This window comes from Janthinobacterium sp. LM6 (assembly GCF_002002885.1).
Classification (GTDB): domain Bacteria; phylum Pseudomonadota; class Gammaproteobacteria; order Burkholderiales; family Burkholderiaceae_D; genus Janthinobacterium; species Janthinobacterium kumbetense.
On record NZ_CP019510.1, the window covers coordinates 813,796 to 832,042 of the forward strand.

Annotated in this window: 18 protein-coding genes; 11 read left to right on the top strand and 7 right to left on the bottom strand. The window is 61.7% G+C overall.

The genetic code is table 11. From position 1 onward, the window contains the following. Nucleotides 1-3 precede the first annotated feature (3 nt). Nucleotides 4-498, bottom strand: coding sequence for a tetratricopeptide repeat protein (locus BZG29_RS03580; RefSeq protein ID WP_150130794.1), 495 nt, complete (start codon nucleotides 496-498; stop codon nucleotides 4-6). Nucleotides 499-667: 169 nt separating this feature from the next. On the opposite strand from BZG29_RS03580, the gene BZG29_RS03585 reads away from it, so the two are divergent. The 3 genes from BZG29_RS03585 (at nucleotide 668) to BZG29_RS03595 (ending at nucleotide 3,901) form a co-directional block, all read left to right on the top strand. Beyond that, on the top strand, nucleotides 668-1,726 hold the full coding sequence (locus BZG29_RS03585) for a type II asparaginase (protein WP_253192770.1): 1,059 nt from the start codon (nucleotides 668-670) through the stop codon (nucleotides 1,724-1,726). Between the two features lie 128 nt (nucleotides 1,727-1,854). After that, complete coding sequence (locus BZG29_RS03590) at nucleotides 1,855-2,706, top strand: MOSC N-terminal beta barrel domain-containing protein (protein ID WP_077398935.1); 852 nt, start codon at nucleotides 1,855-1,857, stop codon at nucleotides 2,704-2,706. A 34-nt stretch (nucleotides 2,707-2,740) separates the two neighbouring features. Further along, nucleotides 2,741-3,901 carry a DUF484 family protein gene (locus tag BZG29_RS03595; protein WP_077398937.1) on the top strand — a complete coding sequence of 387 codons (1,161 nt, stop codon included), beginning with the start codon at nucleotides 2,741-2,743 and terminating at the stop codon, nucleotides 3,899-3,901. On the opposite strand, the gene BZG29_RS03600 is transcribed toward BZG29_RS03595, so the two are convergent. Further along, nucleotides 3,902-5,881, bottom strand: a complete 1,980-nt coding sequence (locus BZG29_RS03600) for a monovalent cation:proton antiporter family protein (protein ID WP_077398939.1) — start codon at nucleotides 5,879-5,881, stop codon at nucleotides 3,902-3,904. Nucleotides 5,882-5,989: 108 nt separating this feature from the next. Between BZG29_RS03600 and BZG29_RS03605 the strand changes: the two genes are divergently transcribed. The 8 genes from BZG29_RS03605 to BZG29_RS03640 all read left to right on the top strand — a co-directional run bounded on the left by BZG29_RS03605 (nucleotide 5,990) and on the right by BZG29_RS03640 (nucleotide 12,678). Then, entirely contained in the window at nucleotides 5,990-7,000 is a 1,011-nt protein-coding gene (locus tag BZG29_RS03605) for a KpsF/GutQ family sugar-phosphate isomerase (RefSeq protein WP_077398941.1), read from the top strand. After that, nucleotides 7,000-7,533 carry an HAD hydrolase family protein gene (locus BZG29_RS03610; RefSeq protein WP_077398943.1) on the top strand — a complete coding sequence of 178 codons (534 nt, stop codon included), beginning with the start codon at nucleotides 7,000-7,002 and terminating at the stop codon, nucleotides 7,531-7,533. Before BZG29_RS03605 ends, BZG29_RS03610 begins: the two co-directional genes overlap by 1 nt. 42 nt (nucleotides 7,534-7,575) lie before the next feature. Beyond that, nucleotides 7,576-8,187, top strand: coding sequence for an LPS export ABC transporter periplasmic protein LptC (gene lptC, locus BZG29_RS03615; protein WP_253192771.1), 612 nt, complete (start codon nucleotides 7,576-7,578; stop codon nucleotides 8,185-8,187). 25 nt (nucleotides 8,188-8,212) lie between these two features. Next, the gene (gene lptA, locus BZG29_RS03620; protein ID WP_077398947.1) at nucleotides 8,213-8,794 is read left to right on the top strand and encodes a lipopolysaccharide transport periplasmic protein LptA; all 582 of its coding nucleotides are present in this window, start codon (nucleotides 8,213-8,215) and stop codon (nucleotides 8,792-8,794) included. Further along, on the top strand, nucleotides 8,794-9,549 hold the full coding sequence (gene lptB / locus BZG29_RS03625) for an LPS export ABC transporter ATP-binding protein (RefSeq protein WP_077398949.1): 756 nt from the start codon (nucleotides 8,794-8,796) through the stop codon (nucleotides 9,547-9,549). Before lptA ends, lptB begins: the two co-directional genes overlap by 1 nt. Nucleotides 9,550-9,553: 4 nt before the next feature. Next, nucleotides 9,554-11,032 carry an RNA polymerase factor sigma-54 gene (locus BZG29_RS03630; protein WP_077398951.1) on the top strand — a complete coding sequence of 493 codons (1,479 nt, stop codon included), beginning with the start codon at nucleotides 9,554-9,556 and terminating at the stop codon, nucleotides 11,030-11,032. A gap of 69 nt (nucleotides 11,033-11,101) precedes the next feature. Next, nucleotides 11,102-11,464 (top strand): ribosome-associated translation inhibitor RaiA, encoded by a 363-nt coding sequence (gene raiA / locus BZG29_RS03635; RefSeq protein WP_034778388.1) that lies wholly within the window; start codon nucleotides 11,102-11,104, stop codon nucleotides 11,462-11,464. A gap of 128 nt (nucleotides 11,465-11,592) precedes the next feature. Continuing rightward, a complete protein-coding gene (locus tag BZG29_RS03640; RefSeq protein WP_077398953.1) occupies nucleotides 11,593-12,678 on the top strand; it encodes an enoyl-CoA hydratase/isomerase family protein in 1,086 nt (361 codons plus the stop codon). 4 nt (nucleotides 12,679-12,682) lie between these two features. Here the strand turns inward: BZG29_RS03640 and rapZ are convergent, their stop codons facing one another. The 5 genes from rapZ to ilvA form a co-directional block, all read right to left on the bottom strand. Further along, a complete protein-coding gene (gene rapZ, locus BZG29_RS03645) occupies nucleotides 12,683-13,546 on the bottom strand; it encodes an RNase adapter RapZ (protein ID WP_035824128.1) in 864 nt (287 codons plus the stop codon). A gap of 219 nt (nucleotides 13,547-13,765) precedes the next feature. Then, complete coding sequence (gene hprK / locus BZG29_RS03650; protein ID WP_034753337.1) at nucleotides 13,766-14,701, bottom strand: HPr(Ser) kinase/phosphatase; 936 nt, start codon at nucleotides 14,699-14,701, stop codon at nucleotides 13,766-13,768. Between the two features lie 36 nt (nucleotides 14,702-14,737). After that, nucleotides 14,738-15,220, bottom strand: a complete 483-nt coding sequence (locus BZG29_RS03655; RefSeq protein ID WP_071079718.1) for a PTS sugar transporter subunit IIA — start codon at nucleotides 15,218-15,220, stop codon at nucleotides 14,738-14,740. A 333-nt stretch (nucleotides 15,221-15,553) separates the two neighbouring features. Further along, entirely contained in the window at nucleotides 15,554-16,396 is an 843-nt protein-coding gene (gene queF, locus BZG29_RS03660; RefSeq protein ID WP_077398955.1) for an NADPH-dependent 7-cyano-7-deazaguanine reductase QueF, read from the bottom strand. A gap of 235 nt (nucleotides 16,397-16,631) precedes the next feature. Next, nucleotides 16,632-18,167, bottom strand: a complete 1,536-nt coding sequence (ilvA, locus tag BZG29_RS03665) for a threonine ammonia-lyase, biosynthetic (protein ID WP_077398957.1) — start codon at nucleotides 18,165-18,167, stop codon at nucleotides 16,632-16,634. Between the last annotated feature and the right edge of the window lie 80 nt (nucleotides 18,168-18,247).

The following is an 18,247-nucleotide window of genomic DNA, read 5'->3' on the forward strand; positions in this document are numbered from 1 at the left end:
GTGCTAGGGCGGCGTGCCGCAATGCTTGCCGACCGGTAGCGATTCCCGGTCGGCAAAGGCGCCCAGCGCCCCCGATTGAGGCCTGCCCAGTTCATTGCGCACTGCGAGGGCTTCCGTCGCCTTGCCCTGGCGCTCATATTGGTCGATCAGCGCCTTGTAGCTGAGGGCGCTCGAGTATTCGCTCTTCTTTGCCAGCGCGATAGCCTGGCGGAAATGAAATTCGGCCGCATCGTAGCGGCAAGCCCCGCTGGCGGCGCGTCCCGCCTGGTGATGCAGCCGCGCCTGCCAAGCGAAATCGCCCCGGCCCAGTTCGACATTGTCGATGGCCGCCTCGTAGCTGCGCATGGCCTGCGCCCAGTCGCCCTGACTGGCCGCCTCGCGCGCGAACTGCTCCTGCTGCGCCGCCATGCGCAGTTCGCTTTGCGTGGAGCAGGCATTGAGCGCCATCAAGACGAGCGGCAGGATGAGGCAGGAGCGGAAGGGGAGTAGTGTGGACATGGCGCCACTGTAGCGCAAACAAGGGCGCGCACGTTTGCGCGATACGCATGAATTGGGGATTTATCCGCGCATGGATGACATATAATTTGCACACGACGTTGTTATTTTTGACAGTACACTTCACGGGAGCACCATGTTTTCACGCAAATTCCATTCTTGTGCACAGCTGATGCTGGCTACCTTGATGATGGGCTTTATCGCCGCTGCCCCCGCACGCGCGCAGCAAGCCGCCGTCAAATTGCCGAACGTGGTGATCCTGGCCACGGGCGGCACCATTGCCGGCAGCGGCGCCGACAGCACCACCACCGTCGGCTACACCTCGGCCACCGTGGGCGTCGAGCGCCTGATCGCGGCCGTGCCGGAACTCAAGAAAGTGGCGAACGTGAAAGGCGAGCAAGTGTTCCAGATCGCCAGCGAAAGCATGGGCAATAGCCACTGGCTGGCCCTGGCCAAGCGCATCAACGTGCTGCTGGCCTCGAACGATGTCGATGGCGTGGTCGTCACGCACGGCACCGACACCATCGAGGAAACGGCGTATTTCCTGAACCTGACCGTAAAAAGCCACAAGCCGGTCGTGGTAGTGGGCGCCATGCGTCCCTCGACGGCCATCTCCGCGGACGGCCCCATCAACCTGTACAACGCCGTGATGCTGGCGGGCAGCAAGGAAGCCGTGGGCAAGGGCGTCTTGGTGGCTTTGAACGACCAGATCAACGCCGCGCGCGAAGTGACCAAAACCAACACCTCGACCACCGACACCTTCAAGTCGCCGGAACTGGGCATGCTCGGTTACATCCAGGGCAGCAAGGCCTTCTTCTACCGCCAGTCGACGCGCAAGCACACCTTGGAATCGGAATTTGACATCAGCAAGCTCGATGCCTTGCCGCAAGTGGACATCGTCTACGGCTACGCCAACATGAACCGCGTCGGCATGGACGCTTTCATTGCCGCCGGCGCCAAGGGCATCATCCACGCGGGCGTGGGCGACGGCAGCGTGGCCGCGCAAATGAAGCCGGCCCTGGTGGAAGCGCGCCAGAAGGGCGTGCTGATCGTGCGTTCGAGCCGCGTCGGCCAGGGCATCGTGGCGCGCAATGGCGAAGCCAACGACGATGAACTCGACAGTGTCGTATCCGACACCCTGAACCCGCAAAAAGCCCGCATCCTGCTGATGCTGGCCTTGACCAAAACCAACAGCACGCAAGAAATCCAGCGTATTTTCTACACGTATTGAGCATTGTCGCGCCAGGCCAGCCACATTGCTTGAGCCTGGCCGATTTACGCTTGCCCGCTTTGCTGCCATACTTCGTTTTTGAATAACTTCCTGGCTGAAGCAGCAACACTGTTCCTTCTCCCCTGTCCATGGCTATCCTGTCCGACATCATCCTGTATCCGATCAAATCGTGCGCCGGCATCCATTTGCGCGAGGCCGTCCTGACGCGCTCAGGGCTGATGAGCGAGCATGTGTTCGACCGCGAATGGATGGTGGTGGACGCGCAAGGCCGCTTCCTGACGCAGCGCGAACATCCGCGCATGGCGCTGATCGTGCCATCCATCAAGGCCACCTCCCTGGAATTGCGCGCGCCGGGCATGCTGCGGCTGGAAATCGAGCTGGGCTTGCCGCATCCGCAACTGGCACCCATGCTGGACGTGCAAGTGTGGGACGATACCGTGCGCGCCTACGATTGCGACGACGTCACGGCCACCTGGTTTTCCAAGGCCATCGGCGTGCCGTGCCGCCTGGCGCGCTTTCATCCGGACGTGGTGCGCGCCACCAGCACGAAGTGGACGGACGGCGTGGCCGCCTCGACCATGTTTGCCGACGGCTACCCGGTGCTGATCGCCGGCAGCGCTTCGCTAGCCGATGTCAATGACAAGCTGCGCGCCGCCGGCCGCGAGGCCTTGCCGATGAACCGTTTCCGCCCGAACCTCGTCATCGGCGATATCGGCGCCTTCGAGGAAGACTACGCCGACTTCCTGCAATTCGGCGCGACCGTCTTAAAACCCGTCAAGCCGTGCTCGCGCTGCCCGATTCCGTCGGTGGACCAGGCCACGGGCGTGCCCGGACCGGACCCGCTCGACGTCATGCACGGCTACCGCGCCAAGCCCGAGCTTGACGGCGCCATCTGCTTTGGCATGAACGCCATCGTCACCGAAGGCGGCGATGAGCGTATCGTGGTGGGGCAGGACATCGGTTTCGAACTGGCATTTTAAGCATGGCGCCCGCACAGAAGGGTTTAAGGTTTCTATGAATCAAGCAATACCGCCGGATCCGCGCATTGCCAGCCTCGAAGCCGAAAACCAGGCCTTGCGGGCGCGCATGGCTTTCCTGTTGGAACAGGTCGAGCGCAACCACGACATCATGTGCCGCCACCAGGCGTTCGACCTGGAAATCGTCGGCGCGTCCACGTTTCCCGAACTGATCGGCACCATTTTTCGCACCTTGCCCGTGATTTCCGACCTCGACGGCGTCACTTTGAGCCTGCTCGACGAGGATGACGATATCGTGCTGGTGATGGAAAAGCTGGGCGTCGATTTCAGCGCCTTCCCGCAGTTGCTGTTCGTGCATGCCGTGGCAGAGCTGGGTTTTGCCCCGTCGGCGCCCGTGGCCGAGGGCGAAGCGGCCTTGCCGCCGCTGCCGCTGCTGGGCGCTTTCGATGCCGCCGTGCATGGTCCGCGTTTCCCGGGCATCGACTCGCCCCTGCGCAGCGTGGCGCTGGTGCCCTTGCTGCGCAACAAGCGCCTGATTGGCAGCCTGAATCTGGCCAGCAGCGACGTGACGCGCTTTACGCCCGTGCTGGGCACGGATTTCATCAAGCACATGGCTTCCATCATCGCTATTTGCCTGGAAAACGTGATCAGCAATGAAATGCTGAAATACATCGGCTTGACCGATTCCTTGACGGGCGTCTACAACCGCCGTTATATCGACCGCCGGCTGCTGGAAGAAATCGCCCGTGCGCGGCGCCAGAATTATTGCATTTCATGCATGTATATCGATATTGACCATTTCAAGCTGGTCAATGACACCTATGGCCACCAGGGCGGCGATGAAGTGCTGCGCGAAGTGGCCACGCGCATCCGCACGGAATTGCGCCGTTCCGATGCGCTGGGCCGCTTCGGCGGCGAGGAATTCGTCGTCCTGCTGATCGACGCCGACCTCGACAGCGCTACTTTCGTGGCCGAACGCATCCGCGCCAGCATCGCCGGCACCATGTTCGACTTGCCGGGCAGCGCGCAGGCGTGGGTCAGCGTCTCGATCGGCGTGGCCAGCCTGGAAGCGGACGCGGCGCTGCTACCGATCGAAACGGTGGCGCAGCAACTGGTGGCGCACGCCGACCAGGCCCTGTACCAGGCCAAGGCCGATGGCCGCAACAAGGTCATCAGCTGGCAGGCACCGTCCGAATAGTTATTTTAATAGCAATGTTTCCGCTTTGGCCACGGCGTCGGCCGTGCCGCGCAGCACCACCACGTCGCCGCTGGCCAGCTGCGTCTCGGGGGTGACATCGAGGTTGCCGCGGCCGCGGCGGATGGCCGTGACAAACGCGCCGCAGCCGGCCACGTCGATCGCACTCAAGGGCAGGTCCACGCAGTGCGCGTCTTCGCTGACGGTGACCGTATGCAGGCGTTCCAGTTCCGCATCGTCGCCCGCATCGCTGGAACCGTGGAAATAGCCGCGCAGCGAGGCATAGCGTTCCTCGCGCGCCGCCTGCACGCGGTGCACCACGCGCCGCAGGGGCACGCCCATCATGATCAGCGCATGCGAAGCGAGCATCAAACTGCCTTCCATCAATTCCGGCACCACTTCGGCCGCGCCCGCCTTCTTCAGCTGGTCGAGGTCGGTATCGTCGTGGCTGCGCACGATGACGGGCAAGGTTGGCGCCATTTCTTTGAGTAAATGCAATAACCTCAGTGCCGAGGGCGTGTTGGCATACGTGATCACCACGGCGCTGGCCCGGTAGATGCCTGCTGCCACCAGGCTTTCGCGCCGGCCCGCGTCGCCATACGAGACGTGGGCGCCGGCCAGCTGCGCTTCCTGCACCCGTTCCGGGTCCAGGTCCAGCGCGTGGTATTCGATCTTTTCTTCCGCCAGCAGGGTGGCCAGGCTTTGCCCGCTGCGTCCGAATCCGGCGATCAGCACGTGTTTCTGTGACGCCATGGTGCGCGTGGCGATCTTCGTCAACGCCAAGGATTGCATCATCCAGTCGTTGGCCGCCAGTTTCATGACGATGGCGTCGGACTTGGCGATGAGGAAGGGCGCCACCAGCATCGACAGCACCATCGAGGCCAGCACCACCTGCACGACGAACGGGTCCATCAGTTTGATGCCGCCGGCCAGATTCAGCAGCACGAAGCCGAATTCGCCCGCCTGCGCCAGGCCCAGCCCTGTGCGCAAGGCCACGCCGTTGCTGGAGCCGAACAGCCGGGCCAGGCCCGCGATCAGGGCGAATTTCAGCAGCACGGGGCCGCACAGCAAGAGCAGCACGAGCCACCAGTTGTCGAGCACCACGCGGATATTGAGCAGCATGCCGACGGTGATGAAGAATAGGCCCAGCAGCACGTCGCGGAAGGGTTTGATATCCTCTTCCACCTGGTGCTTGAATTCCGTCTCGGAAATAAGCATGCCGGCAACAAAGGCCCCCAGGGCCAGCGACAATCCTGCCCGTTCCGTGATCCACGCCGCCCCCAGGGTAATCAACAGCAGGTTGAGCATGAACAACTCTTGCGAGCGACGCTTGGCGACGATGGTCAGCCAGCCGCGCACCATCTTCTGGCCGATGAACAGCAGCAAGATCAGCACCACCAGGGCCTTGCCGCCGGCCCAGGCCAGCGTTTCGGCCAGGTTGTCCGAGTCGCGGGTGAGGGCGGGGATCAGGATCAGCAGGGGCACGACGGCCAGGTCCTGGAACAGCAGGATGCCGATGATCTTGCGGCCGTGTTCGCTTTCCAGTTCCAGCCGCTCCGTGAGCATTTTCGAGACGATGGCCGTCGACGACATGGCCAGCGCGCCGCCCAGGGCGAACGCGGCTTGCCAGCTCAGGTGGATGTAGGCAGACAGGTAACGGGCGACAAACCAGCCGAAGACGACGGTGGCGATGATGGTGGTGACCACCTGCGCCATGCCGAGGCCGAAGACGATGCGCCGCATGGCGAGGAACTTGGGTAGAGAAAATTCGAGCCCGATGGAAAACATCAGGAAGACGACGCCGAACTCGGCCAGGGTGTGGCTGGCCTCGTTTTCCGCCGCCAGGCCCAGCGCGTGGGGGCCGATGACGATGCCGACGGCCAGGTAGCCCAGCATGGGCGGCAAATGCAACATTCTGAAAGCGACCACGCCCAGCACGGCGCTGCCGAGTAACATCAGGGTCAGTTCAAGCGAGGAAAACATGGGTTGCCCGGGACGGTCAATGGAAATCGTTGTTTGTTGTGACTGGCAAGTTTTTTGCTTTCCTAATTCGTTTATACTTTGGGCATGAGTGTAACCCATGAAAAAACAATGCTGAAAGCTTTTGATCGAATTGACATGCAAGCGACGATCGAGCGCGCTGTCGCGCTGGCCCGCACCACCTTGCAGATCGAGTCCGACGCCATCGATGCGCTGCACGCGCGCCTGGCCACGGACGACAGCGTGGGCCGCGCCGTGGCGATGTTGCTGCAATGTAAGGGACGTGTCGTCGTCTCCGGCATCGGCAAGTCCGGCCATATCGCGCGCAAGATTGCCGCCACCCTCGCTTCCACCGGCACGCCGGCCCTGTTCGTGCATCCGGCCGAAGCGGCCCATGGCGACCTGGGCATGGTCACCTCGGACGATGCTTTTATTGCCATATCGTACTCCGGCGAATCATCGGAACTGATGGCCATCATGCCCGTCGTCAAGCGCATGGGCGGCGTGCTCATTTCCATGACGGGCAAGCCGAACTCGAGCCTGGCGCAATTGGCCGACGTGCACCTGGATATTTCTGTTGAGAAAGAAGCCTGTCCGCTGAACCTGGCGCCGACGGCCAGCACCACCGTCACCCTGGCCCTGGGCGACGCGATCGCCGTGGCCTTGCTCGACTTGCGCGGCTTCAAGGAAGAAGATTTCGCCCGCTCGCACCCGGGCGGCGCCCTGGGCCGCCGTTTGCTCACGCACGTGCATGACGTCATGCGCAGCGGCGAACGGGTGCCGAAGGTGCCGGTGGACGCCTCGCTGCTGCAGGCGCTGGAAGAAATGACGAAGAAGGGCATGGGCATGACGGCCGTCGTCGATGCGGACGACCGTCCCGTGGGCGTGTTTACGGATGGCGATTTGCGCCGCATGTTCGAGCGCGTGCAGGATTTCACGCAAGTGGCGATCCGCGACGTCATGCATGCGCAGCCGCGCAGCATCGCGCCCGAACGCCTGGCCGTCGACGCCGTGGCCGTGATGGAGCAGTTCCGCATCAACCAGATGCTGGTCGTCGATGCCGACGGCAAGCTGGTGGGCGCGCTGCATATCCATGATCTGACGCAAGCGAAGGTGATCTGATGGACAGCGTGGCGGACAATCTGGCGCGGGCGGCCAAGGTCAAACTGATGATCTTTGACGTCGATGGCGTGCTCACCGACGGCAGCCTGCATTTCGGCCCGGACGGCGAGATGATGAAGACGTTTAATGTGTATGATGGCCTGGGCATCAAGCTGTTGCAGGAATCGGGCGTGCAGACGGCCATCATCAGCGCGCGCCGCTCGGCCATCACGGCGCGCCGCGCGCAAGACCTGGGTATTACCCATGTGCACCAGGGCGGCCACGACAAGCTGACGCCGTTTCGCGAATTGCTGGCGCTGACGGGCTTGACGGAAGAGCAATGCGGCTATATCGGCGACGACGTCATCGACGCGCCCATCCTGAAGCGCGTCGGCTTTGCCGTCAGCGTGCCGGGCGGGCGTCCGGAGGCGCAGGGCCTGGCGCACCATGTGACGCAGGCCGGCGGCGGCCGCGGCGCGGTGCGCGAAATCTGCGAATTCCTGCTGCGCGCCCAGGACAACTATGCGCGCGTCATGGCGCCGTTCCTGGAGTGAGGCGCGCCGCCTCGCCAGTGACCTTTGAAAGAGTGAAGCCCTATGCGTAAGCCAGGAGGCGCCCATCGCTGGCGCATGATTTTTACCGTGCTGGGCGCGGTTGTCGTCGCGCTGGGCAGCTTTTGGCTGCTCGAGGTGATGAACAAGAATGGCCAGGACATCACGGCCAGCAAGCATCTGGATGAGCCCGACTATTTCATCACCAATTTCAGCATGGTGCGCATGGACTTGACGGGCAAGCCCAGCTATATCGTGTCGGGCACCAAGCTCACGCATTATCCGCTGGACGATTCGTCCGATATCGACCAGCCCTTCGTGCGCAAGCTCACGCCAGGCATGCCGCCGATGAACATGAATGCGGAGCTGGCGCATATCGACCAGGACAATACCCGGCTGCAACTGCACCGCAAGGTCGTGATCGACCGCGTGGCCAGTCCGAAGGCGCAGAACCTGACGGTCAAGACGGAAGCGCTGACGGTGTTCCCGGACGAGGAAAGAATGGAAACGGACGTGCCTGTCGATATCCTGACGGGCGCCTCGCGCATCAATGGCGTCGGCATGAAGGCGAATAACGCCACCGGCGTGGTGGAAGTGCAGAATGCGCTGCGCATGGTCCTCCCGCCGAAACCGCGCCCGGCCGCGGCGGCAAAATGACAGAATGAAACAAGGAAACCATACTATGAAGAACATCTTGCTGTTGACCGTATTTTCGCTGGCCATCATGGGCGTGGCGCATGCCGAGAAGGCCGATTCCGAGAAGGAAGCCGTCATCACGGCACGCAGCGGCCACGTCGATGACATCAAGCAGGTGCGCACCCTGACGGGCGACGTCGTGCTGGTCAAGGGGACCCTGACCATGAAGGCGGGCCGGGCCCTGATCACGGAAGACCCGCAAGGCTACCAGTTCATCACCTTCTGGGCCGATCCCGGCAAGCTTGCGACCTTCCGCCAGAAGCGCGATGGCGCGGGCGACCTGTGGGTCGAAGGCGAAGCGGAGCGCGTGGAGTACGACAACAAGACGGAAGTGGTGAAACTGTTTTCCAGAGCCAAGCTGACGCGCCTGGAAGGCGCGAAAGTCACCGATGTGGCCAATGGCGCTTTCATCTCGTATGACAGCCGCAAGGAAGAATTTGCGATGGAAAATTCCAACAGCGGCACCAGCACCGCCGATGGCGGCAGCGTGCGCATGGTGATCCAGCCGAAGACCAAGGCGCCGGCAGCGGAGAAAGCGCCGGCCACGCCCGCGCCAGGAAAGAAATAATGGAAAATACACGTTGCGGCAGCACCCTGATCGTTCGCGGGCTGCAAAAAACCTATGGCAAGCGGCAAGTCGTGCATGATGTCTCGCTGCAAGTCGAATGCGGCGAAGTGGTGGGCTTGCTGGGTCCGAACGGCGCCGGCAAGACCACCTCGTTCTACATGATCGTCGGCTTGGTGCCGTCCGATGGCGGCAGCATCGATATCAGCGGCGTGGATATCTCCAGCCTGCCGATCCACCGCCGCGCGCAGATGGGCCTGTCCTACCTGCCGCAGGAAGCGTCCGTTTTCCGCAAGCTGACGGTGGAAGACAATATCCGCGCCGTGCTGGAAATCCAGACCGTCGAGGGCCGTCCGCTGACGAAGGCCGAGATCGAGGAGCGGCTGGATAAATTGCTGGCCGACTTGCAGATTGAAAAGCTGCGCGAGAACCAGGCGCTGTCCCTGTCCGGCGGCGAACGCCGCCGCGTGGAAATCGCCCGCGCGCTGGCCACCGATCCCCGTTTCGTGCTGCTCGACGAGCCGTTCGCCGGCGTCGATCCGATCGCCGTGATCGAGATCCAGCGCATCGTGCGTTTCTTGAAGGAGCGCAATATCGGCGTGCTGATCACCGATCATAATGTGCGTGAGACGCTGGGTATCTGCGACCGCGCCTACATCATCAACCAGGGCTCGGTGCTGGCGTCGGGACGCCCCGACGACATCATTGCGAACGAGTCGGTACGCCGGGTCTATCTGGGCGAACACTTCCGCATGTAAGCCAATGAAACAATCATTGCAGCTGCGCACTTCGCAGCACCTGGCACTGACGCCGCAGTTGCAGCAATCGATACGCCTGTTGCAATTGTCTACCCTGGAATTGCACCAGGAACTCGAGCAATTGCTGACGGACAATCCCTTGCTCGAACGCCTAGACGATCCGCTCGACCGTTCGCTGCGCCTGCTGTCCGACGGGGCCTTGAGTTCCACGGCCGCGCCAGCCGAAGCGCCGCCCCAGCCTCCAAGCCAGGAGGCGCCCGCGGCGCCGGCCGAAGGGGAAGCGTTTGACGGCGAGGGGGGCGACAGCCCGGCCGCCGCGGATGGCGGCGACAGCGACTGGAGCGAGGCAAGCCGGGGCAAGGCGCCCGACGACGAAGATTCGCGTCCGCAATTGGAGGCCCATCACTGCACCCTGCGCGAACACCTGATGGAGCAGATGCGCGTGACGGTGCTCGAATTGCGCGACCGCGCGCTGGTCGAGCTGATCATCGACGCGCTCGACGACAATGGCTACCTGGAAGAGTCGCTCGACGACATCCTGGCGCGCCTGCCGGAAGAGCTGGAAATCGACGCCGACGAGATGCGCACGGCCTTGTCGCTGCTGCAAAGTTTCGATCCGCCGGGCGTGGGCGCGCGCAACGCGTCCGAATGCCTGGCCCTGCAAATCAGGCGCTTGCCGCACATCGCCATGGTGACGCGGCGCATGGCCCTCGTCATCGTGGAAAAGCACCTGGCCTGGTTTGCCCAGCGCGATTTCAACAAGCTCAAAAAAGCCCTCGATTGCGACGATGAAGACTTGCGCGAAGCGCAGACGGTGATTCGCCAGTGCAATCCGCATCCGGGCGCCGTGTTCGCCTCGGACGTCTCCGATTACGTGGTGCCTGACGTCGTCGTCAAGCGCGCGCGCAATGGCTGGCAAGTCACCCTGAACAACGACGTCATGCCGCGCCTGCGCGTCAACGCCATGTACGCCAACCTGCTCAAGCAGGGCAAGGGGGAGGGCGCCATGGGCGCACAGTTGCAGGAAGCCAAGTGGCTGATCAAGAATATGCGCCAGCGCTTTGACACGATCCTGCGCGTGGCGCAGGCGATAGTAGAAAGACAAAAGAACTTTTTCTCGCATGGGGCCGTTGCCATGCGCCCCCTTGTGCTCCGTGAAATAGCTGATACACTGGGTTTACACGAGAGTACTATCTCGCGGGTAACAACTCAAAAGTACATGCTGACCCCGCACGGCATGTTTGAGTTGAAATATTTCTTTGGTAGCCACGTCGCCACCGAAGCGGGGGGCGAAGCGTCATCGACGGCGATACGGGCATTGATCGTGCAACTGACAGGAGCAGAAGACCCTAAAAATCCTTTATCCGACAGTAAGATTGCGGACATGCTGGGGGAACAAGGCATGGTGATTGCGCGACGTACTGTTGCCAAATACCGGGAAGCATTAAAAATTCCGCCAGTGAGCCTGCGTAAGTGTTTGTAAGTTTTTTTCGGTTCCTCTGCGGGCCGGATAGGATGGACCGCACGAACCCGATCATCTTTAGGAGTGTGTATGAATCTCACCATCAGCGGACATCATCTCGAAGTGACACCAGCCATCCGTGAATACGTACAAACGAAGCTGGAGCGCGTGAAACGTCATTTCGATCAAGTCATCGATATCGCCGTGATTCTGACCGTGGATAACCTCAAAGAGAAAGAAAAACGTCAAAAGGCTGAAGTCAACCTGCGTTTGAGCGGCAAGACTGTCTATGTGGAAAGCTTGGCGCACGACCTGTACGCCGCGATCGATACCCTGATCGACAAGCTCGATAGGCAAGTGATGAAATACAAAACCAAAGTGCAAGGGCACGGTAAAGAGGCGATCAAGCATCTGCCAGACAACTCCGAGGAAGAAGCCGTCGTCGCCGTCTAAGGCCACCCGCTTCCAGCAGTTGTGATCAACTAAGGGCGCACATTGCGCCCTTTTTTGCGCCCAGCGGAACGCAATGTTCCCCGCGCAGGCATTAGAATATTCGCACTTTCACTTCTTTCCTGCCTGCCATGAGCGACTTCGTCCAGACTTCCATCCGCAACCGCACCGGGCACATCGTGCTCGACCGTCCGAAAGCCTTGAATTCCCTGTCGCTGGAGATGGTGCGCGCCCTGAGCGCGGCCCTGCTGGCCTGGCGCGACGATCCGCAGGTGGACGCCGTCGTGATCCGCTCCAGCAGCGACAAAGCCCTGTGCGCCGGCGGCGACATCCGTTTCTTTTACGATGCGGGTCTGGCCACGCCGCAAGGCGGCAGCGCCCTGCTGGAAGATTTCTTTACGGAAGAATATGCTTTAAATCATGTGATTCATTTCTATCCGAAACCGTATATCGCCGTGATGGATGGCGTGGTGATGGGCGGCGGCATGGGCGTGGCGCAAGCCGGGCCAGGCAACCGCTTGCGTATCGTCACGGGCCGCACGCGCATGGCCATGCCGGAAGTCAATATTGGCCTGTTCCCGGACGTGGGCGGCAGTTATTTCCTGTCCCGCCTGGCCGGCCAGTTGGGCCTGTACCTGGGCTTGACGGGCTTGACGATCAACGCGGCCGACGCCCTGTACACGGGCCTGGCCGACGTCTACCTGCCCGAAGCGCAGATGGGGGCGCTGCTGGCCCTGTTCGAGTCGACGCCGGGCGAGGCCTTGCCGGTCGCCATCAAGGCGCTGGCGGCGCCATTTCAGGCCGAGGCGGGCGTTTCTCCCCTGGCTACGGCGCGCGCGGCGCTGGACCGCCATTTCAGTGCGGGCTCGGTGGCGGCCATCATGGCCTCGCTGGCGCAGGACGACAGCGCGTTCGCCGCCAAGGCGCTGGCGGCCATGCGCCTGCGTTCGCCCTTGATGATGTCGGTGACCCTGGAATTGCTGCTGCGCGGCGCCCACCTGGGCGTGGCCGATTGCCTGCGCCTGGAGCGCACAGTCGTGCGCCACAATTTCGAACATGGCGAAGTGCTCGAGGGCGTGCGCGCGCTGGTAGTCGACAAGGACAATGCGCCCCGCTGGAACCCCGCGAGCCTGGACGAAGTCGACGCGGCCATGGTGGCGCGCTTCTTCGCCCCCGTCTGGCCGGCCGCGGCGCATCCGCTGCGCCACCTCGATTAATTAATTAGCTGCGCTCGCGGTGGCGCAGAACGACGCGCTCGTTGGGGCCGAAGTATTGCGCCAGCCGCTCCGCCATGTACACGGAGCGGTGCTGGCCGCCCGTGCAACCCAGGGCTACCGTCAGGTAGCTGCGGTTGTCGGACTTGAATGACGGCAACCATTTCTCGATGAAGGCGCGGATGTCGGCCAGCAATTCCAGCGCGCTGGGCTGCGCGTCGAGGAAGGCGATCACGGGCGCGTCGCGTCCGTCGAGGGGGCGCAAGGCCAGGTCGTAATAGGGATTCGGCAAGGCCCGCACGTCGAAGACGAAATCGGCGTCCAGCGGCACGCCCAGCTTGAAGGCGAACGATTCGAAGAACAGGGTCAGCGGCGCGCGCTCGGAGGCGACGATATCCTTGATCCAGGCACGCAGCTTGTTGGCGCTCAGTTCCGACGTGTCGATCACATGGCCCAGCTGTTCGATGGCCGACAGGCGTTCGCGCTCTTCCGAAATGCACTCGATCAGGGTGCGGCGGCTGGCCGGATTCTGGTTCGGACGCAATTCGTGCGACAGCGGATGGCTGCGCCGCGTTTCCGAGAAGCGCGCCACCAGCGAATGCGTGGTGGCTGTCAGGAACATGACCTTGACGTCGTGCCCCTGGTCGCGCAGCAGGGCCACATTGTGCGGCAGGCTGGTCAGCGACTCGGCGCTGCGCGCATCGACGGCGACGGCCAGTTGCGGTGTACCTTCGTCGAGCAGGGTCTGCACCAGGCTGGGCAGCAAGGCCGGTGGCAGGTTGTCGACACAATAGTAACCGGTATCTTCCAGCACATTGAGCGCGACGGATTTACCGGAGCCGGATATTCCGGTGATAAGGACGATATGCATAACCCGATCATACAATAAAGACCGGCGCTCCGCTCCCAAGGCAACTATCTTTACAAATTATTGCAATTTGGACTGTAGTATTGGTTAAACAAAACAGGGCGAGCTTCTTGCAGATGAATCCCCGCTGATTGCCGATCTCTGATGTAGCAAGGGTTGCGGAGAGCATTGCTCTCCGCCTGCGTAACGGTTCACCCTTGCAAGGGTGAACTCCACTGCAGACTAGTCGCCGCTCATTGCCAGACGTTGCCGTTCCATGAACTCCTGCAGGGTATCGATGCCGCGCAGTTGCAAAATCGTATTGCGCACGGCCGCTTCCAGCAGCACGGCGATGTTGCGGCCGGCGGCGACGGGGATGACGACCTTGCGCACGGGCAAGCCCAGCACGTCTTCCGTGGGGAACAGGAAAGGCAGGCGCTCGACTTCTTCTTCCAGCGCGTTGCGGCGCACGAGGTGCACGATCAGCTTCAAACGCATCTTGCGGCGCACGGCCGTTTCGCCAAAGATGGCCTTGATATCGAGCAAGCCCAGTCCCCGCACTTCCAGCAGGTTTTGCAGCAGGGGCGGGCAGCGGCCTTCGATCATGTTGGGCGCGATGCGCGAGAATTCGACGGCGTCGTCGGCCACCAGGCCATGGCTGCGCGAGATCAGTTCCAGTCCCAGCTCGCTCTTGCCCAGGCCCGAGTCGCCTGTGATCAGCACGCCCACGCCCAGCACGTCCATGAATACGCCATGCATGATGATGCGCTGCGCCAATTTTTTCGACAGGTAGACGCGCAGGAAGTCGATCACTTGCGCGGCCGGCAGCGGGGTGGAGAACAGGGGGATGTTTTGCTCGTCGCAGATGGCGAGGATGTCGGGCGGCGTTTCCAGCCCTTGCGCGATGATCAGCGCGGGCGGACCGCCGGCGATCAGCTCGCCGATCACGTGGGTGCGCGTGTTGACCTTCAGGCGCTGATAGTAATTGATTTCCTGGTGGCCGAAGACCTGGATGCGGCCCGGATGGATCAGGTTCAAGTGGCCCACCTGGTCGGCGGCCGACGAGACGTCGCCCGAGATCAGGCGTTCGCCGCCGGGGAAGCCGGCGAACCAGCCCAGTTGCAGACTTTCACGATTATCGTCGTACAGGCGTTGTATCGTCAGCGGCGTTTGCAACATGGCAGTCTTCTTCAGGAGTGGAGGAATACCTGAAGTTTAACCCGCCGCTTGCAGACTGGGTTGCCAATTGACGATGCGCGAATGCACGGATTTCGGTTCCGGATCCGTGGCCAGTGCCGTGCGGAAGGCGTCGTCGGAAAACATTTCGGCGATTTCCGACAGGATTTCCAGATGTTGCTGGGTGACATGATCTGGAATCAGCAGGAAAAACAGCAGATTGACGGGCTTGCCATCGGGCGATTCGAATGGAATCGGCTCGGCCAGGCGCACGAAGGCGCCCAGCGGCGCTTTCAAGGTTTTGCTGCCCTTGACCCTGCCATGCGGCACGGCCACGCCATGACCCAGACCGGTCGAGCCCAGGCGTTCGCGGGCAAACAGATTGTCCGAGACGGTAGAGCGGGCGATGCCGTAATTGTTTTCGAAGATCAGGCCGGCTTGCTCGAAGGCGCGCTTTTTACTGGAGACTTCCAGGTCCAGCAGGACGTTTTCGAGGGATAATATTTTGCTAAGATTAGTCATGACACTCAATGAAATGGTGCAATGCGCAGAGGGCTTGCGAGCCGAATTATAGGCCTGTTTCGGCGGCCTGTAACGCCAATTCTCAACAGTATACGCCCGCTGCGGGCGCAGTGGGCGCTACAGCCCACGCGGCCATCATTTTAGCAAAAAAATAACGCCGGCGTGTATCGGCTATTTCTTGATTAAAAACACGCGGCGCGCCGGTTTTTCCGCCGCCGAATGCCGATTTTCCGATTTTTCAGCGTCTTTGACATGCTCTGCGGCACTACTGCAACGTTGTTTTAAAACACAGCCAACATTCCTGTTGGCATGGTTGCGGGGTGTTGTTTGGCGTTACTGGCGTGCATTGCGCAGATTGCCCGGCATCGCTCCCGTGCTGAAGTTGCTGCGCCAGGGATTGATGTCGAGTCCGCCGCGGCGCGTGTAGCGCGCATACACGGACAGTTTTTGCGGCTTGCACTGACGCAAGATATCGACAAAGATGCGCTCCACGCATTGCTCGTGGAATTCGTTGTGCTCGCGGAAACCGATCAGGTATCGCAACAGGCTTTCCTGGTCGATTTGCGGTCCCGCATATTCGATCTGCACGCTGCCCCAGTCGGGCTGGCCCGTCACCAGGCAATTCGATTTGAGCAAGTGCGAGACGAGTTTTTCTTCCACCGGCGCATCATCGAACGCCGCCCTCAAGAGCTGCGGCGAGGGTGTGTATTGCGTGATTTCCAGGTCCAGGCGGTCCAGCAGCACGCCGTCGAATTCGCCCATTTTGAGCTTGCCGAAATCTTCCTGCAAGGTCAGTTCCACTTGCACGGGCGCGCCGAAACCCTTCGATAAATCCTGTTTGAGCAAGATCAACAGGGCTTCCGGGCTGTCCAGCTTGGTCTGGTTGAAGGAATTCAGGTACAGCTTGAACGATTTCGATTCGATGATGTTCGGCGAATCGGCCGGCGCGCTGACCTTGGCGATGGCCACCTGCGGCTTGCCGCGCTGGTTCAGCCACGACAATTCATACGCATTCCAGATATCGAGGCCGAAAAACGGTAATGTGCCGTGCAGTTCCAGCTCGTCGCGCTTGCCCTGGCGCGGGATCGGAAACAGCAGTTCCGGCGCGTAATCGGTGCGGTAGGCGGAGCTTTTGCCCAGGGGAGACAGTTCGGCGAGGTCGTTGGTGGTGGTCATGGTGATGGCGTGAATTCAGTCAAGCACGCATGGTAGCCTATTTACTAGGACGGTAAGCACTGGCGCAAAGGAATCAGTCTGGTTCGAGCAATTTCAACACCTAACAAAACCGTAGCGAGCGGAAGGGAGAGGTGGCCGAGAAGCGCAACCGTACTTTAGTACGGGGGCGCCGAGCCGGTGAGCATCGCAAGCCACCTATACCGACGCGCAGTAGGTTTGGTTAGGTGTACTCCATTTAACCCAGGAACAGCTTATAGACAGGATTGCTGCTCTCATCCCAATAACGGTAGCCCAGGGTATCGAGGAAGCGGGCAAACTCTCCCATTTCATCGGGCGGCACTTGCAGGCCGATCAGGATGCGGCCCACGTCGCCGCCCTGGTTGCGGTAGTGACACAGGGAAATATTCCAGTTCGGCGCCATGCTGTCGAGAAAGCGCATCAGCGCACCGGGGCGTTCGGGGAACTCGAAGCGGTACAGCAGCTCGTCCTGCGCCAGCCGGCTCTTGCCGCCCACCAGGTGGCGGATGTGCGACTTGGCCAGCTCGTCGTGCGTCAGGTCCAGGGTCTTGAATTCGTGTTCCTCGAAAGTCTTCGCCAGCACGCTCGACTCATGTCGGTCGGCAATCTGGATGCCGACGAACACGTGCGCGGCCTTTTCATCGCTGATGCGGTAGTTAAATTCCGTTACGTTGCGCGCGCCGATGAGCGAGCAGAAACGTTTGAAACTGCCCCGCTGTTCGCGCATGGTGACGGCAAATACGGCTTCGCGGAATTCCCCCAGTTCGGCCCGTTCCGCGACAAAGCGCAAACGGTCGAAATTCATGTTCGCGCCGCTGGCGATGGTGACCAGGGTTTCATTGTTGACGGGGTGCTTGGTCAGGCTGGCCCGTTCCACATAGGCCTTGGCGCCGGCGATGGCCAGCGCGCCCGACGGCTCCAGAATGCTGCGCGTATCCGTAAACACATCCTTGATGGCGGCGCAGATGGCGTCCGTGTCGACGGTGATGATTTCATCGACATACGCCTGCACGAGGCGGAAGGTTTCCTCGCCGGCCAGCCGCACGGCCGTGCCGTCGGCAAACAGGCCCACGTCGTTCAGGGTCACGCGCTCACCGGCTTTCAGCGAGCGGGCCATGGCGTTCGAATCGACGCTTTGCACGCCGATGATCTTGATGTCGGGGCGAATCTGTTTTACGTAGGCAGCAATGCCGGCGATCAAGCCGCCGCCGCCGATGGGGGCGAAGATGGCGTGGATGGGCCCGGCGTGCTGGCGCAGGATTTCCATGCCGATCGTACCCTGGCCGGCGATCACGTCCGGGTCGTCGAACGGATGCACGAAGGTCAGCTTCTGTTCCTTTTCCAGCGTCAGCGCATGGTTGTAGGCATCCGTGTACGACTCGCCGTGCAGCACCACTTCCACGTGCACGCCGCCGCGCCCCTTGACCGCCTCGACCTTCACCAGCGGCGTGGTGGTCGGCATGACGATGACGGCGCGGCAACCCATGCGCGCGGCCGACAGGGCCACGCCCTGGGCGTGGTTGCCGGCCGAGGCGCAAATCACGCCCCGTTTGCGGTCCGCTTCGCTCAGCTTGGACATCTTGTTGTAGGCGCCACGAATCTTGAAACTGAACACGCTTTGCATGTCTTCGCGCTTGAAGTAAATCTGGTTGTTCAGGCGCTGCGACAGGGCAGGGGCCAGTTCCAGCGGCGTTTCGGTAGCAACGTCATAGACGCGGGCGGTCAGGATTTTCTTGAGGTAGTCGATGTTCATAGTCTGCAAGCAAGTGATTCTGGGCCAGAAAGGGTCTGGAGCGTGTCGGGCGATAGCGGCGGCGCCGCGGCGGATAGCCT